The sequence below is a fragment of the Trichocoleus sp. DQ-A3 genome (assembly GCF_039961975.1).
GTDB lineage: Bacteria > Cyanobacteriota > Cyanobacteriia > Cyanobacteriales > FACHB-T130 > FACHB-T130.
Genome location: NZ_JAMPKC010000002.1, coordinates 86,932 through 105,825 on the forward strand (window position 1 = coordinate 86,932; position 18,894 = coordinate 105,825).

At 47.3% G+C, this 18,894-nt stretch carries 24 protein-coding genes; 14 read left to right on the forward strand and 10 right to left on the reverse strand.

The window, feature by feature from the left end; translation table 11 throughout:
- Positions 1-173: 173 nt before the first annotated feature.
- Positions 174-668, reverse strand: coding sequence for a peptidoglycan-binding protein (locus NDI44_RS03355; protein ID WP_190412365.1), 495 nt, complete (start codon positions 666-668; stop codon positions 174-176).
- A gap of 163 nt (positions 669-831) precedes the next feature.
- The gene (locus NDI44_RS03360) at positions 832-1,473 is read right to left on the reverse strand and encodes a phosphoribosylanthranilate isomerase (protein ID WP_190412366.1); all 642 of its coding nucleotides are present in this window, start codon (positions 1,471-1,473) and stop codon (positions 832-834) included.
- Between the two features lie 128 nt (positions 1,474-1,601).
- On the opposite strand from NDI44_RS03360, the gene psaK (NDI44_RS03365) reads away from it, so the two are divergent.
- The 4 genes from psaK (NDI44_RS03365) (at position 1,602) to NDI44_RS03380 (ending at position 4,181) form a co-directional block, all read left to right on the forward strand.
- Entirely contained in the window at positions 1,602-1,880 is a 279-nt protein-coding gene (gene psaK, locus NDI44_RS03365) for a photosystem I reaction center subunit PsaK (RefSeq protein ID WP_190412367.1), read from the forward strand.
- Positions 1,881-2,003: 123 nt separating this feature from the next.
- Positions 2,004-2,282, forward strand: a complete 279-nt coding sequence (gene psaK / locus NDI44_RS03370) for a photosystem I reaction center subunit PsaK (protein WP_190412368.1) — start codon at positions 2,004-2,006, stop codon at positions 2,280-2,282.
- A gap of 182 nt (positions 2,283-2,464) precedes the next feature.
- On the forward strand, positions 2,465-3,664 hold the full coding sequence (locus NDI44_RS03375; RefSeq protein WP_190412369.1) for a site-2 protease family protein: 1,200 nt from the start codon (positions 2,465-2,467) through the stop codon (positions 3,662-3,664).
- Positions 3,665-3,689: 25 nt separating this feature from the next.
- On the forward strand, positions 3,690-4,181 hold the full coding sequence (locus tag NDI44_RS03380; RefSeq protein WP_190412370.1) for a DinB family protein: 492 nt from the start codon (positions 3,690-3,692) through the stop codon (positions 4,179-4,181).
- A gap of 21 nt (positions 4,182-4,202) precedes the next feature.
- Here NDI44_RS03380 and NDI44_RS03385 read toward each other — a convergent pair whose 3' ends face one another.
- From NDI44_RS03385 to glnA, 4 genes are all read right to left on the reverse strand, one after another.
- Positions 4,203-4,964, reverse strand: a complete 762-nt coding sequence (locus NDI44_RS03385; RefSeq protein ID WP_190412371.1) for a biotin/lipoate A/B protein ligase family protein — start codon at positions 4,962-4,964, stop codon at positions 4,203-4,205.
- A gap of 38 nt (positions 4,965-5,002) precedes the next feature.
- Positions 5,003-5,506, reverse strand: coding sequence for a YbjN domain-containing protein (locus tag NDI44_RS03390; protein ID WP_190412372.1), 504 nt, complete (start codon positions 5,504-5,506; stop codon positions 5,003-5,005).
- A 240-nt stretch (positions 5,507-5,746) separates the two neighbouring features.
- Positions 5,747-6,859, reverse strand: a complete 1,113-nt coding sequence (locus NDI44_RS03395) for a methyltransferase domain-containing protein (protein ID WP_190412856.1) — start codon at positions 6,857-6,859, stop codon at positions 5,747-5,749.
- A 348-nt stretch (positions 6,860-7,207) separates the two neighbouring features.
- Positions 7,208-8,629, reverse strand: a complete 1,422-nt coding sequence (glnA, locus tag NDI44_RS03400; protein ID WP_190412373.1) for a type I glutamate--ammonia ligase — start codon at positions 8,627-8,629, stop codon at positions 7,208-7,210.
- Positions 8,630-9,101: 472 nt separating this feature from the next.
- Here glnA and NDI44_RS03405 point away from each other — a divergent pair, with 472 nt between their 5' ends.
- Together NDI44_RS03405 and apcB are read left to right on the forward strand one after the other, a co-directional pair.
- A complete protein-coding gene (locus NDI44_RS03405) occupies positions 9,102-9,437 on the forward strand; it encodes a hypothetical protein (protein ID WP_242033985.1) in 336 nt (111 codons plus the stop codon).
- Between the two features lie 164 nt (positions 9,438-9,601).
- The gene (gene apcB, locus NDI44_RS03410; RefSeq protein ID WP_190412374.1) at positions 9,602-10,111 is read left to right on the forward strand and encodes an allophycocyanin subunit beta; all 510 of its coding nucleotides are present in this window, start codon (positions 9,602-9,604) and stop codon (positions 10,109-10,111) included.
- Between the two features lie 133 nt (positions 10,112-10,244).
- On the opposite strand, the gene NDI44_RS03415 is transcribed toward apcB, so the two are convergent.
- Positions 10,245-10,583, reverse strand: a complete 339-nt coding sequence (locus NDI44_RS03415; protein WP_190412375.1) for a hypothetical protein — start codon at positions 10,581-10,583, stop codon at positions 10,245-10,247.
- Between the two features lie 410 nt (positions 10,584-10,993).
- Between NDI44_RS03415 and NDI44_RS03420 the strand changes: the two genes are divergently transcribed.
- From NDI44_RS03420 to NDI44_RS03435, 4 genes are all read left to right on the forward strand, one after another.
- A complete protein-coding gene (locus NDI44_RS03420; protein ID WP_190412857.1) occupies positions 10,994-11,515 on the forward strand; it encodes an HNH endonuclease in 522 nt (173 codons plus the stop codon).
- 14 nt (positions 11,516-11,529) lie between these two features.
- On the forward strand, positions 11,530-11,916 hold the full coding sequence (locus NDI44_RS03425; RefSeq protein ID WP_190412376.1) for an alr0857 family protein: 387 nt from the start codon (positions 11,530-11,532) through the stop codon (positions 11,914-11,916).
- 133 nt (positions 11,917-12,049) lie between these two features.
- Complete coding sequence (locus NDI44_RS03430) at positions 12,050-12,331, forward strand: DUF1778 domain-containing protein (protein ID WP_190412377.1); 282 nt, start codon at positions 12,050-12,052, stop codon at positions 12,329-12,331.
- A 6-nt stretch (positions 12,332-12,337) separates the two neighbouring features.
- Positions 12,338-12,841 carry a GNAT family N-acetyltransferase gene (locus NDI44_RS03435; protein WP_190412378.1) on the forward strand — a complete coding sequence of 168 codons (504 nt, stop codon included), beginning with the start codon at positions 12,338-12,340 and terminating at the stop codon, positions 12,839-12,841.
- Between the two features lie 183 nt (positions 12,842-13,024).
- Here NDI44_RS03435 and NDI44_RS03440 read toward each other — a convergent pair whose 3' ends face one another.
- The 3 genes from NDI44_RS03440 to NDI44_RS03450 all read right to left on the reverse strand — a co-directional run bounded on the left by NDI44_RS03440 (position 13,025) and on the right by NDI44_RS03450 (position 16,319).
- Positions 13,025-13,471: a hypothetical protein gene (locus tag NDI44_RS03440; protein WP_190412379.1), complete on the reverse strand. Its 447-nt coding sequence runs from the start codon at positions 13,469-13,471 to the stop codon at positions 13,025-13,027.
- 235 nt (positions 13,472-13,706) lie between these two features.
- Positions 13,707-14,201: a peptide-methionine (R)-S-oxide reductase MsrB gene (gene msrB, locus NDI44_RS03445; RefSeq protein WP_190412380.1), complete on the reverse strand. Its 495-nt coding sequence runs from the start codon at positions 14,199-14,201 to the stop codon at positions 13,707-13,709.
- A 201-nt stretch (positions 14,202-14,402) separates the two neighbouring features.
- Complete coding sequence (locus tag NDI44_RS03450; protein WP_190412381.1) at positions 14,403-16,319, reverse strand: GTPase family protein; 1,917 nt, start codon at positions 16,317-16,319, stop codon at positions 14,403-14,405.
- 242 nt (positions 16,320-16,561) lie between these two features.
- Here NDI44_RS03450 and NDI44_RS03455 point away from each other — a divergent pair, with 242 nt between their 5' ends.
- The 4 genes from NDI44_RS03455 to NDI44_RS03470 all read left to right on the forward strand — a co-directional run bounded on the left by NDI44_RS03455 (position 16,562) and on the right by NDI44_RS03470 (position 18,859).
- The gene (locus tag NDI44_RS03455; RefSeq protein WP_190412382.1) at positions 16,562-17,233 is read left to right on the forward strand and encodes a hypothetical protein; all 672 of its coding nucleotides are present in this window, start codon (positions 16,562-16,564) and stop codon (positions 17,231-17,233) included.
- 97 nt (positions 17,234-17,330) lie between these two features.
- Entirely contained in the window at positions 17,331-17,723 is a 393-nt protein-coding gene (locus NDI44_RS03460) for a type II toxin-antitoxin system VapC family toxin (protein ID WP_199299550.1), read from the forward strand.
- Between the two features lie 156 nt (positions 17,724-17,879).
- On the forward strand, positions 17,880-18,116 hold the full coding sequence (locus NDI44_RS03465) for a hypothetical protein (RefSeq protein WP_190412383.1): 237 nt from the start codon (positions 17,880-17,882) through the stop codon (positions 18,114-18,116).
- On the forward strand, positions 18,113-18,859 hold the full coding sequence (locus NDI44_RS03470) for a nucleotidyl transferase AbiEii/AbiGii toxin family protein (RefSeq protein ID WP_190412384.1): 747 nt from the start codon (positions 18,113-18,115) through the stop codon (positions 18,857-18,859). The genes NDI44_RS03465 and NDI44_RS03470 overlap by 4 nt, the downstream gene beginning before the upstream one ends.
- Positions 18,860-18,894 lie beyond the last annotated feature (35 nt).

Sequence of the window (18,894 nt, forward strand, 5' to 3'; positions counted from 1 at the left end):
CTAATTTCTTAAAGTAGGGACACGGCAAGGGCGTGTCCCTATAACGGTTAATGAATCGGGTTTTTATACCATTTGGTTCATGAAGCGCTACATTAACAATTCCCCCACCCCCAATAAATTGGGAGGCTAAGAAGTCTAAATGTTGCAAACAAAAGAACAAAATGGTTTTACAATCAGCATCCCCCCATTTGCTGACGCACTTGAGAAAGAGCATACCAAGTCTTTTCACCAACAATTCCATCTACTAATAAACCGTTGCGTTTTTGGAAGAATCTAACAGCAGCATCGGTGCGTGGCCCAAATACGCCGTTAATTTCATCATTAAAGTCACCGGCTACAAATAGCACCTGCTGAAGTGTGATTACCGCTTCACCTTTAGCTCCGCGCTTCAGCATGGGCATATTAACCGGAGCGCCTGTATAAAGTGCTTGCCAAGTCAACGGCCCGACAATGCCATCTTCTTTGAGAAAAACCCAATTCTGAAAAACAATGACGGCATATTCTACTTCTTGATTAAAAATTCCGTGAATAGCTCCGAAATAAGCGCATCTATCAGTTAATATTTGTTGTAATTCTCTAACTACCGATCCAGAGCTGCCTAACCCTAGAACGGGTTTATTAAACTGAGCTTGATTCGTGAAGGTTTGATTGGATTCGTTAGCAAGCATGATGTGGAGTCCTTTGGAGTTGTTGGTGTTCTACATCTCCAAAGTACTTTTAAGAAAGTGCTTGTCACTTCGCACAGTCGGGTAAACTAACTGGATTGGTTTGCTCTCGTTCTATCTGTTCACCCATTAGCAGGAGGCGATCGTGCCAAAAGAGCGAAGCTCCCTACAACTTGAACCGTGTTCCCCGCAGTTTCTCAAACAAATCCGCAACTCGATTTAAATCTTTATCTCCAGGCGATCGCTCGACACCACTCGATAAATCAATCCCGCTAGGATGCAATTGAGCGATCGCGTCCAAAATATTGTCTGGTGTCAAGCCACCGGCAAGCAACCAGGGACAGCTAGGATTGAACTGTTGGAGGTTCTTCCAGTCCAACGTTTTGCCAGTACCTCCCAACATTTGGGGATGATAGGCGTCCAGCAACAAGGTATTCGCACACTCTGCATAGATATCCGCCTGAGTTAAATCCTCTAGAGTTTTCACTCTCAGCGCTTTGATGATTTCCACGCTGGGCAGCAATTGGCGCAACTGACGGCAAAATTCTGGTGTTTCTCCGCCATGTAACTGCACGCCTGTCAAGTTAGCGACGGCGACACATTGATAGATTTCTTCCAGCGTTGTGTTGGCAAAGACACCAATCCGCTCAACGTCAGGGGGTAAGCGTTCCATCACGGAGCGGATTTGAACTGCACTGACGTAGCGCGGGGAGGAGGACACGCAAATAAATCCTAGGGCGGTTGCTCCCAGTTGCGCGATCGCTTGCCCCTGATCTGGTTTGGTAATCCCGCAAATCTTGACTCGCATTAAATTTTTTCGATTTGTATCAAAAATTAATATAACTGTTAACTGTTAAAACAAATTCCGACTTTTTACTAAGAGGTTTCTATAATACTTTGGGTTTTGATATTTGTGTCCAAGCAGGAGACAAGAACTTGATTCACTTGACAATACTCGCCGCTGTACAATCTACCGTTCCCGCGACCCCATCGTGGACTCCAATGGTCGGATTGGTGATGATTCTGTGCAACCTGTTGGCGATCGCCATCGGTCGCTTCGCTATCCAGAAGCCAGGAGTAGGGCCAGACCTGCCCCTGGCTAAACCCGCTTTGTTACGCAATTTTACAGTGCCTGAACTCCTAGCGACAATGAGCTTCGGTCACATTATTGGAACAGGCGTCATCCTCGGATTAACCAACGCAGGTGCCCTTTAAAAGGCCATTGTTTCTGCTTTGGGTGACTTAAAAATTTAGCTCATCCATCAGGAAGAATCAACAGTTCCCTCCGCGTTTTATAATCCCTTCGTTGCTGATTTTATCAAAGCAGGAGAAAAGAAATTGATTGACTTAAGTTTACTTGCAGCATTGCAGCAGACAGTTCCTTCAACACCAACAATCGGCCCTGGTGTATTCATTGTCATGACTGCTTTCAACATTCTGGGTCTTTTTCTGGCCCGCAACGCTGTCCAAAAGCCGGGAGTTGGCCCTAAACTGCCTTTCCCACTGCCCGGTTTTGGTAAGAACTTTAGCGCCGCTCAATTTATTGCGGGTTTGAGTTTTGGACACATCCTGGGAACAGGTGCCATCTTAGGACTGACCAATACGGGTCTCCTTTAGAAGCCCTCGCTCGATAATAACTGTCTTTTCAGTGAAGTTAGTAGGGTGGACACTGCTCACCAATTACCCCAAAGGTCGGCAAGGCTCACTCTCCTACTTCACGCTTCATTTTCCATCATTCATGCTTCTACAAGAGCCGTCGTATATCCTGGTAAGTGCAAGGATTTAGATGGGAAAGTTTGATGCAGGCAGCTTGGCGAGTTGGCTCTCTATTCGGAATTCCGCTATTTATAGATTATTCGTGGTTTTTTATTTTAGCTTTGATCGCCTTTGCGAATGCCCTGGATTTCTCACCCGTCTTGGGTCCAGTCCTCGGCGGGGGTGCGGGATTATTAATGGCTTTATTGCTGTTTGGTTCGGTTTTACTGCACGAATTGGGTCACAGTTTAGTCGCGCGATCGCAAGGGATTGAAGTAAATTCGATTACTTTATTTCTCTTTGGTGGGATTGCGGCGATTGACCGGGAATCCAAAACCCCAGGCGCAGCCTTTCAAGTCGCGATCGCTGGCCCTGCGGTTAGCTTAGTGCTGTACTCGCTATTTTACCTAGTGGCTCATGGACTGCCAATCTCCGGTATCGTGCAGGTCATGGCATTAGACTTGGCAAAGATTAACCTAGTCTTGGCATTATTCAACCTGATTCCTGGTCTCCCCTTAGATGGCGGACAAGTTGTGAAAGCAGCCGTGTGGAAGTTCACCGGAGACCGCTTTCAGGGCGTCCGTTGGGCAGCCAAAAGCGGTTTAATTTTAGGTTGGGGCGCGATCGCTGTCGGAGTGGCGATTATTGCTTTCAAGGATCAGTGGTTCAGTGGCTTCTGGATTTCCTTACTCGGCTGGTTTGGGATTCGCAACGCCCGTTTCTACGACCAGATGACCACCCTCCAAGAATCCTTGCTTCAGATCGTGGCGAAAGACGCCATGACCCAAGAATTTCGGGTGGTGGATGCGAACAAGACCTTGCGCCAGTTTGCCGATGAGTACATTTTGGAAGCTTCCCACTTTCCGGTTTACTTTGCAGCGAGTGAAGGTCGCTATCGCGGTTTAGTCTCTGTTGAAGATTTGCATTTCGTAGAGCGCGGTCTGTGGGAAACGCAAAATCTGCATAGTATTGTGCATCCCCTGACGGAAATTGCTACTGTTGAAGAGAAAATGCCTTTGGTAGAAGTAATTAACTGCATGGAAGCCAAGCAGTTAAATTGGATTACTGTCCTCTCACCGGCTGGGACAGTCGCCGGTATTATCGACCGGGGCGATGTTGTCCGCGCTGTTGCATCGAAGCTGAATTTACTGATTACGGAAGTAGAAATCAAGCGGGTTAAGGTAGAGGGCACCTATCCGCCGAGTTTGCAGTTACAAGCGATCGCAAAATCAACAACTGATTAATTGACACCAGAAAACGAGTCTGAATATGCTCATACAGCACTTCCAGATGCTCGCACGCTACAACACGCTGGCAAATCGCAGACTTTATGAAGTTTGCACTCGTTTGGACGATGTAGAACGCAAGCGCATCAGACCCGCCTTCTTCAAAAGTATTCACGGGACGCTTAATCACATCATGGTAGGCGATCGCATCTGGTTATCGCGGTTTGAGGGCAAAGAAGTCCCCTCAACCGGACTTGACGCAATTCTCTATGAGGATTTCGACAAGCTTACCAAAGCGCGTGTATTAGAAGATGAGCGCATCGAAGCCTTCTCAGATAGTTTAAACGACGAATTCTTGAGCGGTACGATCAAGTACCGCAATAACCAAGGAAATATTTATATCGATCCAGTTGATTTGTTGATCGCACACTTTTTTAATCACCAGACCCACCACCGAGGACAAGTTCACGATCTGTTAACGCAGACTGAAATTGCCCCGCCAGTTCTAGATATGCACCGAGTTATCCGACCTTAGAGTTAGTTGCATTAGCACTATCTATCTTGATTCTGTGAGCGAATTTGTTAATTCTGGCTGCGCTAAAATTTCCTGCCACTCCTCTTCTGACAAAGGCTGCACTAGCATCTCAATACCAAAACAATCGCTAGCTGCTACCGTTAAGGCTTCTACAACTGTTGGAACTAGCGCCTCTCCCGGCTGGTTAATCCCTAGCTTAACCGGCGTTACCGCCTCGCCAAACACCTGTTCAAACAGCGTCGCATCTGGTGACAAACGTATCGACCCGTGCTGCAAGATGGTATTGCCTCGCCTCATCTGGGCACTCCCAATTAATTTAGAACCATCCGCTAAAACTAAATCGGCACCCGTCGAGGTGCCAAAACAATTGGGATTGTGAATGTAACCCCGTCCTGCCGAACCATAGTGCAATTCTAGACCGAGCGATCGCCATCCCTGAATCAAAAACTGACAAATCTCTTGGTACGCTTGGATGCGACTGCCAGCGAGTCCTGACGTTACCACCATGTAGGTCAAATCGCCCTGGTGCAGCACTCCCCGTCCGCCAGTCGGACGCCGCACCAAATCCACTACACCCGCCGCAGCCAGCTGCTGCCAAGATGCAGGTAAGCGGTGTTGATGATATCCCAACGAAATTGCCGGTGGAGACCAGGTATAAAACCGTAAGGCTGGAGGATGCAAACCCAGATGGTGCTGCTCCAGTAACCATCGGTCGATTGCCATCTGGACGCGACCTGACGCTTCCAGCAGCGGAATAAAACGCCAGTAGCGGTTATTGGTCATTTGTCATTTGCCTAAAATCAATGACCAATGACCAATAACTAACTACCAAATTCAGCTTCTAAAGCTTCGTCGTTATTATCTGCAATCGTCGCGACAACGGTGACAGCGCGGGAAATTTCTCCGGGAGAAAGCTCGGCGACAGTGCGAGATGTCAGCACTGCCACTTGGTTCTCCACAATGCCAAAACGCGATTCAAACGTGTCCGACCAATTCATTTCCAGGAGTTTCCGCATCAACAGCGGTTCGTTCGTGGCAGGTAGCTTGAGAACATAAGACCAAACGGTGAAAGTATCCTCCTCGGTAATCCCCGTGAGTTGCACAAACACCTCAACGCTACCGTACTTAAATTTCCAAAGATAGCTGCTGTCTTCGCCACGGCTTACCATTGCCGTATCGTCCTGATCCAAGCTGGAGATAACGGTTTGAATCACATCAACATAATTGACTACCGTTGCATCCTCAATCAGCTCATTGGTAACGAGATCCTCTGTTGACAGTCCTTGGGTGGAAACACTTTCCACAGCAGGCTGGTTGGTGGTCATAATACCTTCTGCTTATCGTTTTGCGGTTTGCCTAGACCAACTCTATCGCCTAGAGGCACATTTGGAGGACACCTCTAAAGATTAGTTTTTTATTTTCAAGTGTTAAGTTGTTTAATCATCGCCTATACAGCGATCGCCTTCAGCCGCTTCTTCTGATTCTCGTTACTAGGACAGCTCTATCCATCCTAGTAACGAGCCTTAGCCTCGATGCCCTCTGTTGCTACTTCTCGACACCGTGTTTCAAACCATGAGCTTGCGATCGCTTTGTTCTCCATCTAAAGCCGTTGTCTTTTCAGAAACCGGCTTATGAGCAATCAAATACTTGCTCATAAAGTGAACTTCACTCGAAATATTCTCGAAGCCTGCTTTCTCCAACCGTTTCACCAAATCATCCGTTATGTAGTGTTTGTAGTATGGCTCGTGGAATGTTTCTGGGAAGTTTTCCATCAGTGGCACCAAGTCTGGAGCATCGCTGACCTGAATCGAGTCGCAGATAATAAAGACTCCACCCGGTTTCGTGACTCGGTAGCACTGTTCGATCACCTGCTGACGCACCGCTGCTGGAAGCTCATGGAAGAGAAAGACGCAAGTAACCGCATGGAAATGCTCATCCACGTAGGGGATTTTCTCAGCATTCGCTTGGAGGAGTTGGGGCAATTCTCCCGGATTTTCAGATAACATCTGATTCGCCTTCCGCAAGTAAGCAGGTGACAAATCGATTCCAAACAAAGAGGCTTCAGGCAAAGCACCCCGGATTAATTTCAAAGTGCGACCCGTTCCACTCGCCACATCGAGAATGCGAACTTGTCTGGGTGGAATAGAATCAAACGCTTTCAACCCTTGTTTCAGTGGCGCGAGAATCCGCCGCCGCATTGCATCTGCCGTACCACCAAAAAGAATTTCTACTTGCAAATCATAGAGATTTGCTGACCAGTCACTTAAGTAACCATCAGTTTGGTGATGGAAGTTTTGCAAGTAGTAGCTTGGATAACCATCCGTGGAAATGTTTGGAGAAAAGTCTTGATGCCGCTTTTGGTTCGCCCGCTGATGCACTTGCAGCGTATCCAGCCAAACCATCGGATAATAGCGGAAAAAATCGCTCCATGAGTTATCAAACAGTAAGCTAGCGGGATATACACCTCGCTCAACATCCTGCCAATCGGCTTCGATAATCCGATCGTGCCTTTGTTTCAGTTTTTGTATAACCTCTGGCGGAATCGGCTTGGTTTTCACCTCCACCGGAGGTGAAATTAAATTCAGCAACTGAGAATTTAATACTTTATGAGCTAAACCAAAGTAATTTTTGCCTTGCTGAAAAGTCTGATAGGTCAGCTTGGTTAAAGTCTCAGTAATAGTAGTTGCTGGGTCAAGGTTTGAGGTTGACTGCATAGAGGCTAACGATGGGTGCTGAAAACTGAGTACGACTATGAAAATGCTGCGCGGTTATATGTCTTTTTGTTAAGACATATTTCTTATGTTAACTCAGTTTCGACAACTGCCATCTGTCTCCAGTGGGACAAGAAAAAGCGCCACCCATAAGGGTGGCGGGCTAGGGATGAGTTGTTTTCCAGGAAGGGGATACCCCACCCCACAGCTTAGAACGCTTTAAGAAAGGCAAGCTCTAGATTTGGCAGGAATGCTTAGCAAAAACGTCAAGCTTTGTTCCTACACAATTTGCCTTCTCATGAGCGAGAAAAGAAATTAGCAATCATAGTAGAGAGCGAACTCGTAGGGATGGGGGCGCAGCCGCATCGGGTTGACTTCGTTATCGAGCTTGTATGAAATCCAAGTCTGGATGAAGTCTGGGGTGAACACGCCCGTCTCGGTCAAGAAAGCGTGATCGTTTTCCAACGCCTCCAGGGCACCTTCGAGCGATCCTGGGGTGGAAGGAACATTCGCCAGTTCCTCTGGGGTTAGGTCGTAAATATCCTTATCCAGGGATTCACCGGGGTCAATTTGGTTTTTGATACCATCTAGACCCGCACAGAGCATGGCAGCAAACGCCAAGTAGGGGTTAGAAGTCGCATCCGGACAACGGAACTCTAAGCGCTTCGCTTTAGGATTGGTACCAGATAGCGGAATCCGAATCGAGGCAGAACGGTTTCCTTGGGAGTAAGCCAAGTTCACGGGTGCTTCAAAACCGGGCACCAAGCGCTTGTAAGAATTGGTTGTGGGATTGGTCAAAGCCAACAGCGCCGGTGCGTGCTTGAGGATGCCACCGATGTAGTGCAACGCCATTTGGCTTAAGCCAGCATACTTATCGCCTGCGAATAGCGGCTGCCCATCCTTCCAAATCGACTGGTGGGTATGCATCCCAGAACCGTTGTCGTTAAACAGTGGCTTCGGCATGAAGGTGACTGTTTTGCCATATTTCTTGGCAACGTTCTTGATGACGTACTTGTAAGTCATCAGATAGTCAGCAGCTTGCACCAAAGTTGCGAAGCGGAAACCCAGTTCGCACTGTCCGCCGGTAGCAACTTCGTGGTGGTGCTTTTCAATCGGCACCCCGCACTTCGCCATCGTCAGCAGCATTTCTGTCCGCATATCCTGGGAGGTATCCGTCGGCGCGACTGGGAAATAACCCTCTTTGTAGCGAGGTTTATAACCGAGGTTGCCACCCTCTTCTTTTTTCCCAGAATTCCAACGTCCCTCGACGGAGTCTACGTGGTAATAGCCTTCATGCTGGTTTTGGTCAAAGCGGACATCATCAAAGATGAAGAACTCAGCTTCCGGTCCAATGAAGGCTGTATCGCCAATGCCGGTAGAAATTAGGTAGTCTACTGCCTTCTGAGCAATGGTGCGGGGGTCGCGGCTGTAAGGTTGGCCCGTCCGGGGTTCGATAATGCTACAGACAACGCTTAAAGTCGGCTCTGCCATGAATGGGTCGATCCAGGCAGTTGTCGGATCTAGCACCATTGCCATGTCTGATTCGTTGATGGCTTTCCAACCCCGGATACTAGAGCCATCGAAGGGTACGCCCTCGGTAAAGCTACTTTCGTCAATTTGGTCGTGATACATCGACAAATGCTGCCAGATACCCGGCATATCGATGAACTTGAGGTCAATGATCTGGATGTTTTTTTCTTTGACGTAAGTCAAAAATTCTTGCGGGGTCTGGAACATTACGACGGACTCCTTATTTTCTAAGCTGGCTCAGTCTGGAAAGCAGAAAAAACAGTAAGAGCGATCATCAGGGTTGGTGAATCGTCAAGTCAAGAGGGGGAGAACCTGGATTGAAAGCAAGCATTTTCAGGTGAGACTTCCCGATCCAGAAGTACAACTTTCCTGGCTGAAAATCTTTTGTCTCCTCTTTTGCCCATCTCAAGAACTCTCCCACTCAATTCCCAGTTGGCGCTTACGCGCCGCTACGCTAACAGTCTTCAGCCTTTTTTCAAGACGTAAGGCATCGATGTACTGGATCATCCTAGGGATAGGTGCCAGGAGATTTTGTATTCAGCTATACAGAATAAGGCAGTTGCCGTTTGACTTAAAGCGAGAAAAAGTTAAAAATTGTAGCGAGATTTACAAAAAAATCTTATAGGCGGCAACAATTTTACTAATCAGTAGCTTTGGCTACTTTTGTGCGGGGGGAAGCATGATGTTTAATTTAAATACGGATTTTGATCAAGATTTTGACGAACAAGAGGCATTTGAGTATCGTCCTGGGACGAGAGTGGAGCTAAAGCAGCGTCCTGGGGTGGTTGATATTATTGCTGAATATGACCCGATGATGGTGCCGCCCATTTGGTTGCTCAACGATCCGCAGCCGCGATATCCAGAAGAACTGACATTACTGCCAGTGCCCATGAGAGGGGTTTGTTGGTTGAAGCCGGTGAGCCGTCGAAAAGCTGGCTCTACGGGTCGGTCACGGGATGGCAACCAGATGCGTCAGAAGGCTTACAGCAGCACCCCAGAAAAAATTGCCCGCTAAAAATTGCTGCGATCGCTCTCAACAATGTGGAGATGCTTGTGGAGATGGATATATGCTAATGAAAGTGTTTGTTGTTGTAAACTACACCCTAGAAACTGGGTATGCAACAGCACACTAAACAATAGAAAATTATCTATATAGCTTGTTGTTGGGAGAGCAATTTCATGCGCGACGCAGTCACAAACCTGATTAAAAATTACGATGTTACGGGTCGTTACCTGGATCGCAATGCCGTAGATTCCCTGAAATCTTATTTTGAAACCGGCACAGCACGAGTCCAGGCGGCTGCTGTGATTAACTCCAATGCAGCTTCGATTGTGAAGCAGGCGGGGTCACGGTTGTTTGAAGAACTGCCCGAACTGATTCGACCAGGCGGAAATGCATATACGACTCGTCGCTATGCTGCTTGTCTGCGGGATATGGACTATTACCTGCGCTATGCCAGCTATGCGTTGGTTGCAGGTGATACGAATGTGCTGGATGAGCGGGTGCTGCAAGGTCTTCGGGAAACTTACAACTCTTTGGGAGTGCCGATTGGCCCGACCGTAATGGGCATCCAAATCATGAAGGACATTGTGAAAGAACAAGTGGCTGCGGCTGGAGTTGTAAATACAGCATTTGTAGATCAGCCCTTTGACCACATGACCCGCGATTTAAGCGAACAGGATGTCTAAGCAGCAGATAGCCACGAACAATTAGCCATTCGTCATTAGCTGGAGAGCGATCGCACTTTTTACCTTTTACTGGGATAAAGTGCGATCGCTTTTGTTTATGCTGCGCTGACGCTAATTTGAAGACACCAAAAGCCTATCTCGATGACAAACTCTCAACACTTAAGGGAACTAGATCGCCATGATTGGTAAATCCTAATAACATTGGCTCTTGCGGTCGAATAAACTTACCTGTCAGTACACAGCGTTGTTCTTGCTGCGCTGTAGCGGGGACGCTAGAGAGGATATCAGACCTAGAGAATTGAGGTTTATAATCATCGGATTTCTGCTGCACGTAGTTCCAGAGGATATCTCGAATCAAAGCTTGATATCCCTGATGACCTGCGAGTTCTTTGAGTTCTTCCTTCAGTTCTCTCTCCAAGCGTATGCTGGTGACTTCCATTTCAGTGGTTGAGGTGCGAGGTAGGGTACGCATGATTTTTTCTCCTAAAATTTGTGGACAGATTAGTAATACAAGTGTAGTATATTGAAAGCCAGATTCAAGTTAAACCGTTCAAGAAGCCTTCCTGTGACACATATACCTGCTTTCTCCATCTCAGCCAGCGATTCCGACTCCTTAACGAGTTGGGAATCAGCCGGCGCGGGCGTGGAGTTTCTTTTTATGGGTGGATATGGTTGTCAGAGACGAGGTACGGAGATCGATCAAATTTTGGATCGCAATAATGGTGGGAGTCTGCGGTTTGCAGAACTCAAACTAAACAAACAAAGCGGGAGGTACAGGCTAAAAGTAGCCGTACCAACATAGGACGAGAAGACTCAAAAAGTTTTTCCAACCCCCGCTTCTAATTACCAGAGGCGGGGGTTAATTGTATGAGGAGCCAAGTCGTGACGAGCGCAACTGACGTGTTAGGTAGGTCGGTAGTCGTATTTTCCCAGAACTACTTGCCCATAAGCCGGGTCAATATTAAGCGAGCGATCGCTCTGTTGATCGGTGGGAAAGCCGAACCTTTGCAGTTTAGCGATGCACCTGGCTGGCAAGTGCGATCGCCCAGCGTGGTGATCGAGGTGCCAGAACAAATTCGCCTCACCATCACGAGTGCAGAGCGAGTTTGGAAGGTTCCCCCAGTGAACCGTCGGGAATTGCTGCGGAGAGACCACCACACCTGCCAATACTGCGGCAACACGAAACAGTTGACGATAGATCACGTCCTTCCCTTATCAAAGGGCGGGAAACACACCTGGGACAACGTAGTTATCGCCTGCGAAAGGTGCAACCAACGCAAAGGCGATCGCACTCCGACTCAAGCGGGAATGCCCCTTCGTACCCAGCCTAAAGCCCCCATGCACCCTGCTGTTGCCTTTGCCGAACAGTTCTGGCGCGAACAGCACGATCACCTGGATTTGTAAGGAGACACCAAGCAATGCTGAAATTAACTTACACAGAAAACGGCTTTTACTTGGAGTGTCTGGCTCAATCTCTGGAAGAGTGGGTGACACGGCGGGTGATTTTAGCGCTGCGAGTGGGTACCCCCATCTCAGTCGAACCCAGCACCGCTTCCTTCTTACTTCCGGCTAGTTTGCCAGAAATCGGACGGTTGGTAGAGGAAGCGCAGCAGGAAGGTTCTGAAATTATTGGCTTGTGTGCTTGCGATGCCGAGTACGTCGAAGTCAGCCTGCACGGTAGCTGGGTGGACGGAGGCTCGAAAAATGGAGAGGGCGTTTTTGTGACTGCAATGAGCGATCGCGCTGAATTCTTCCTCTTCAAGCTTTGGCAAGATGCACAAGCTTGCACCTCCTCCTTGAGGTAATCAAATCACTTTTGGGGTGGGTCGAAAAACCCACCCTTTTTCTTAGTATTTGTGTGGACATTTGCCGGATAATACATCAAACTATTGGTATGTCATAGCGGGATACCACACTGAGATTGATTAAACATTAGTTATGTCAGCCAGCAGCAATACCAAAGAAAGCAGAATTGATTTGAGACTGAGCCAAGAGCAAAAAAAGACGCTTGAAAAGGCAGCTGCACTGATGGGACTCAGTGTAAGTTCTTATGTGCTTTGCCACTCACTTGATGCTGCCAGAAAGGACATTGCCTTTCATGAAACACTGGTTTTGTCAGATAGAGATCGGGATCTCTTTTTATCGATACTAGAGAATCCGCCTGAACCGAACGAAGCTTTAAAATTGGCGATGTGTGAATATCAGGAGTACGAAAAGTAATACTTTGTGGAATGGATTTTTCACCCTCTCGATAGCAGTGTAAGGAAGGATGCTTTCGACTGCGGAGTTCCAAAGTTAAACGATTACCTGAAGCAATACGCTGGACAAAACGATAGAAAAGGCATTGCCAAAACCTTTGTTGCTATTCCCAAAGAAGATGGTAATGAAGTTGTTGGCTATTACACCATCAGTATGTCTAGCATTACGTTTGACTCGCTTCCAGAGCAACTAAGAAAAAGATTACCCCGTTATCCTGTTCCCGCTATGTTAATCGGACAACTTGCCGTTGACACCTCAATGCAAGGGAGAGGATTGGGAAAAAGATTACTAATGGATGCTCTTAGTAAAGCAGTTCGCCTTGCAGATGAAGTAGGGATTTTTGCAGTTAGAGTTGATGCTCTGGATGATGAGTCAAAGCAATTTTATCTGAAATACGGTTTCGTTCCCTTAATTGATTATAAATTCTCGCTTTTCCTACCAATGGCAACAATATTAAAGAGTCGTAAATAGCAGGTAGTTTCGTCGCTGTGGTCAAGCAGATTTATTGTTAAATGGCGAACTAGGAGCTTCACCCACTTGATTCTTCCTCTTCAAGCTTTGGCAAGATGTACAAGCTTGTACCTTCTCCTTGAACTAACTGTAGGGGCGCACGGCTGTGCGCCCTTTCCTTGAGAAAAAGGGTTATGTCTTCTACTACCTGCATAGAACAGCGAACAGATAGTCTGGATCTATTCGGTTATCCAGGTTAGGATTCTTACTCAAAATAAATGCCCCTCCTTCAAACACGATTAAGGGAGGTTTATGTCCACGAGGATTATAAGCACCAATAGTGGAATAAGGGCTACCATACTTTCCGTATTCATTCCATACACTTGTTGAAGAATAGGGGCTGCCATATTTTCCGTACTGGTTGCAAATTGACTCGGTGGCATACTGGTTGCTTGAAACCACACCAAGCTCCTGTTTATCGGCACCCAAGATATATGCGTTGCCATCTAGATCGCGAATTATATCTTCAATGCTGGCTTGAGCTACAAGCTGCTGTTGCAACGGAACAGTTGCTTGAGACTGTAAGGGTAAAAAAATTCCACTTATTAAGGTGGCAATTGTAGAGAAAACGGTTGTTTGAAGGGATTTCATGATTATTCTCCGTAAATAACCCATCAAACTAAGTATTCCCATTAGCAACTGAGTTCTATCGTTTGTAATTGTTAAATAGCAGCCTTGGCGATTAGAATCGCGGCTATACAAACGAAGTCCGCCTGCGCGGACTTTTGAAACCTGCCTCCGCAGGTTTTGTGTGTGTAGGCGCGAATTCTATTCGCCAGCTTCACTAGAACACCTGCCAAACGATGCAGTCAAATAGGAGCGATCGCTAGCCTTGAATAAATTTAAGCGCGGCACCGTTCATGCAGTAGCGTTTGCCAGTTGGGCGCGGACCATCGTTAAATACATGACCTAAATGCCCACCACAGCGATGGCAATGCACTTCAATTCTAGTCATAAAAAGCGTCTTGTCTGTGGAGGTGCCGATTCCCCCTTCAATGGGAGCATAAAAACTGGGCCAACCAGTATGGCTGTCGAATTTCGTGTCAGAGGTAAAAAGCGGTAAGTCACACGCCGCACACGCATAAATTCCTTTACCGTATTGCTTATCAAGCGGGCTAGTTCCAGCACGTTCGGTACCGTGTTTACGCAAGACGTTAAACTGTTCGGGCGTCAAAATTTCACGCCATTCTTCCTCGGTTTTGTTGATTTCAAAATTATTGTTTGAAGCTGCCATATCTCCCGATTTCCCAATTAGATTGCGTGATAACCATGCCGCGCCTACAATTACAGCGCCAGCTTTTAAAAGATAACGTTTTTTCATGCTGCATCATTCAGTTGTCAATGTGAGGCGAGCCAGTTCAACTTTGAGAGAGTTTATTTGGCTCTATCTCTAGGATGCGCGATCGCGCTCATGCGAAGCGAGGCGTTAGCCTAGCGCCGACCTGTTGGTTCGCACTGCATTAAGTCTGATAGCCGGATTAAAATTCGCTAAGAAGCCTAAAGCAGGTAAAGAGCCATCGGCTCAAATTTGCTTGAGATAGAACTCAAACCGTTGCCGGAATTGTTCAACTGTCAGATTTTGAGTCCAATATTCCACTAAAGCGTGACCAAATGCCCAAGCATTGCGTTCTGGTGAAGAGGGGTTTTCCAACAGTAGAGGCCAAAGGGATAGCAAATCAAAGTTGATCGGGTTTTCGCCCGGATTCAAGAGCGAGAACAAATCATACGCCATCTGAAGTTTGCCAATCACAACCGGCAATTGCTCCACGGGAATTTGGTCTGCTAGCAGGTATGCTAGATTTGGTCGTCCGGTTGTCAGTGTCGCAATGAACTGGAGAACGGGACTTTTGAGGAGTGCAGCCAGTCCCTGTGTCGTTGTCATCTGAAAGGTGTAGCGGTCAATGATTTTGGCAGCAGCGGCAGTGCGGGCATCCAAGTTACGCAAAAAACGGGCAAGGCGGAGTTGCTTGGTAGGCGCGATCGCATCCACCAGTGCTAATGAGAGTGCGTCCATTCCCCACGCAGTTCGACCCGTTTTCGTGTCACCTGTAACGACAGGTAGAACCAGATTGCAGAAGTTGCCTAGAAGCTTCGCCCGATACTCGGTCGCTTCCCGAATCGCGTTTTCCTTTGGGCGATCGCCTGCTTGCCAGTTGTAGGGAGGTTCCCACTCGCGGATGGGACGCAGACGATCCACCTGAGTGACGATGGCGATCGCGCTCAAGTCTGCAACTTCCGCCTTCATATCTTTGAGAAAGTCCACATCCATTTGCAGTGCCGGATCGAGGGCAGGAGTGACTAAGAGCAGCAAATCTGCATTGGTGGCATAATCCAGCACCAGTTCTCGTAAATCCGCCCGGTTCACTTGTTCGTACCCCGGCGTATCCCAAAGCGTCAGGGTTTCCCCCAATTGGCTCTGCCAGTGGTAATTCTGAATTTTATCGGTGCTGGGCAACACATCCACGGCGGCTCGATCTGCTTGAAATAGCGTATTAATCAAGCTGCTTTTTCCAGATCCGGTTCGTCCCACTAGCAGAATATTGACAGGTTTTTGCTCAACCGCTTCGACGGGTTCTGCTTGCGCCAGGATGTCTCGGAGGGTTTGCGTCTTTGCCTTGGGTAGCGTCGGTGTGGAAGTAGAGGATTCTGACTCTGGTAGTGTAGTCGTTCCTCCATAGAGAGCGATCGCTTGCCGACATAAGTTCCGCAGAGCGGCTTCCCGAAGCATCTGGCTCAAATTCCCCAGCAATTCCTGATTTGCCTGATTACTGGAACGCTGAGTGACTTGTTTTGCTACCGCCACCACCGGATTCAAGAACCACTGTGCCCAATTCCAGGCTTGCCAGAGTTTCCGAGCCGATGGTTCCAGCTTGCGGTAAACTCCGTATGCCTCGTATGCCTGCCCAATCGTGACCCGATCGAGGGCAGGAGATAACTTCTGTATCCACCCGTCCAGATCGTCCACCGTTCCCCGAATCAGTCCGTAAGCTTGGGTAACGTGAATGTTGAGCAGGGGATACTTTACTTCAGGATTGTAGACATGAGCGATCGCACTGACCAGATCCTGGCATCGCTGCCAAAAGGTTTGCCAATCTTCCCAAATCGGGCGATCGCTCTGTGCTGCTTTCAGGATTTCTTGATAGGCGACTTCTGCTTGATTTACAGCATCATTTCCGGCTGGTAGCGCTACAGTGTCGCCTGCACCAGATTCTAGTTCGGCGCTAACCTCCGCCATGACAGATTCTATTTGAGCGATCGCCGGTCGCGTCCACTTCACTAGCAGCCAACGCCAACCCACAAATACAACGGTAAACACGCCCCAGATCCAATTAATCCGCCACTCGTGAATCTGCAACCCTGCCGATATCAGCAAGAAACCAACGATCGTTGCGATCGGCGTTGCCAACACCACCCACTGCCACACCTTTAATTGCACCATTACTCCACCCCTCGATTAGACTTCTTATACCGTTATTGTCGATCTAACTGCCTCTGATGCTAGACCCCATGATGCGGGATAGCATGACGAATCAGCGTGTACGATCGCTGATTTCTTCGCGTGAAGTAAAGCTACACGGCGTGTGCGAAAGCAATATGAGAAGAGCAAATTGCCAAGATGATCCTATGCCATAATTTTAATCGCACCATTGCACTATGCCTGCTTAATAACATTTACTCGCTATGTTCGCTAACAAAAAGCTTATTAATAGTCTTGTTTCTAAGATTGGCAAAATAGAAAAAGAAACACTGGCTGCTATGCGCGATGGGAGAGTTGAGCAAGAGCCAGCAATTACTGATAGATTACTAGGCGTTATGGAGTATGTCTTGAATGGTCAAACCACAGCCGGAGTGAAATGGACGGTTAAGACACTTACAGATAGAGGGCGAGGAAGCCAAGAAAGCGAATTTGGTGCTGACTTCTTAGCAGCATTGGAGCTTTCGCTAGACGGCTACCAAGTTGCAAAAGGATTTTTAGCACAGTCAAAGCTTGTTGAACCCAGTCAGACTTTTAACAGTAACGAAGTCAATCGCCTCAAAGAGCAATGCGAGAAGATGTTATCGCATTCCTCCGCCTCCTTTGTTTTTCTCTATTCTCAGCAATCTGGTATTGTTATTGTTCCTGCACTAGAAGTTCTCGCAGCCAGAGATTGTAACCCTCATGAACTTATAAGCAGACCCATGAAAAAGTTCTATCAAGAACACTTCGAATGCTTTATAGGAGATAGAGATATCCGTTGTGCAACTCCTAATGCTTTGGAAGGATTACGCACTCGCTATCAAGCAAGGCAATTGGTTTTCTTGTCTGGCTCTCAAGAGAATGAATCTGTTCAACTGGATCTGTTCAACTTCTGAGACAATCATTCAGGAAGGCCGCTAGATGGCTGTCTATTTTGTAGATAACAGTGCGCTGGTCAAACGCTACATCGGTGAAAGTGGTTGAGCATGGGTTTTGAGTTTGTTCAACCCCGTACTAAACAACGACGTACTAATTGCTGCAATTACAGGTGTTGAGAGCGTCGCTGCAATTACACGACTGGCGCGTGGCGGAAGTATCAGTGCTATGGACGCGACAGCAGCGTGTGGTCAGTTCAGGAGTGGCTTGCAGTGTGAGTACCAAGTTGTCGAAATCACACCGAGCTTCATCAATTCTGCGATGGCATTAGCGGAAGCAATTGGATTAAGAGGCTACAACGCAGTTCAGCTAGCGGTAGGTCGTGAGATAAATGCCCTCTGCATAGCTAGCAGTTTGTTCCCTGTAACCTTTGTATCTGCTGACGACGAGTTGAATGTAGCGGCAGCAAGTGAGGGTCAGCTCATTGAAAACCCCAATGACTACCTATAGGAGACTAACATAACAACGAGCGATCGCTTTTCGTAAAATAGAGCGATCGCTCTGTTCGTATAAATTGGTTTTGGTTGCACGTAGGAAGCAATGCCATCGCCAATGATTGGGCTATTCTAGAAGTAGAGTTAGCCAAAGTTGTCGATTAGAGGAGCTATGACAACCGCTACACCAGCAACTAATCCACCTGTTGTCCCAAAAAAGCTGCCTTTTTTGGAGTCAATCTGCTGGCAGACAGGAGATGTCTATCGGTTTACTCCGGAGCAAATGCTGAGTCGCTATGAGCGGGGTTGGAAATATCGCCAGCTATTTAGCAATCTTGAAGGCGAAGAACTAAGTTTTCTCAAGGAACTTGCAAAACGCTATAATTCCTGGCTACAAGCCTGTTTATGACCTTCAGGTTTGATCGCCATCATAAAATCCTCACGATTCTTGAAAGTTTAGATGCTGAGGTACTTAGGAAGGGTTCTGCTTACTTCGGTGGGGGAACCCTTCTTGCACTTGATTTTGAAGAATACCGCTGGAGTAAAGACGTTGATTTTATTTCACCTGTTGGTGAATCAGGCTATAAGTATCTCCGCACAGTCATATTTGATGGTGGATATGAAGCACTGTTTCGCGATCTGAGTAGAATCCAAGTTGGACGTGGCACCACTGACCAGTATGGAATTCGGATGATGGTTATTGTTGATAATATCCCCATCAAGGCTGAAATTATCGCTGAAGCTCGTTTTCAACTAGATCCGCCAAGATATCCAAAGTGGTCATCTGTCGCCTGCTTAAGCCTCAATGACTGTTTCACGTCCAAGCTGCTTTCAAATTGCGATCGCTACATGGACGACAGCGTTGAGGCAAGAGATTTAATCGATTTAGCAATTCTTAGGCTGCAATCTTCGATTCCACAGGAATCAATTGAGAAAGCTGAGAAAGCGTATGAAGTTATACGTCCTTTAAAACTTGCGATCGCACGCTTTCAGGAAAGACCCCATTACAGGCAGGAATGCTTTCTCAGTCTGCAAGTTGATAAAGTTAAGATACCCAGAATTATTGACGGTGTTGATTTCCTAGCTACCGATTTAGGCTTGGCTACTACCGAGAGACATTTTAAGGAGCAGCATGATATTTTTACTGATTGAGAAACACAAGAGGGAATAAGGGAAGAGCCATAACC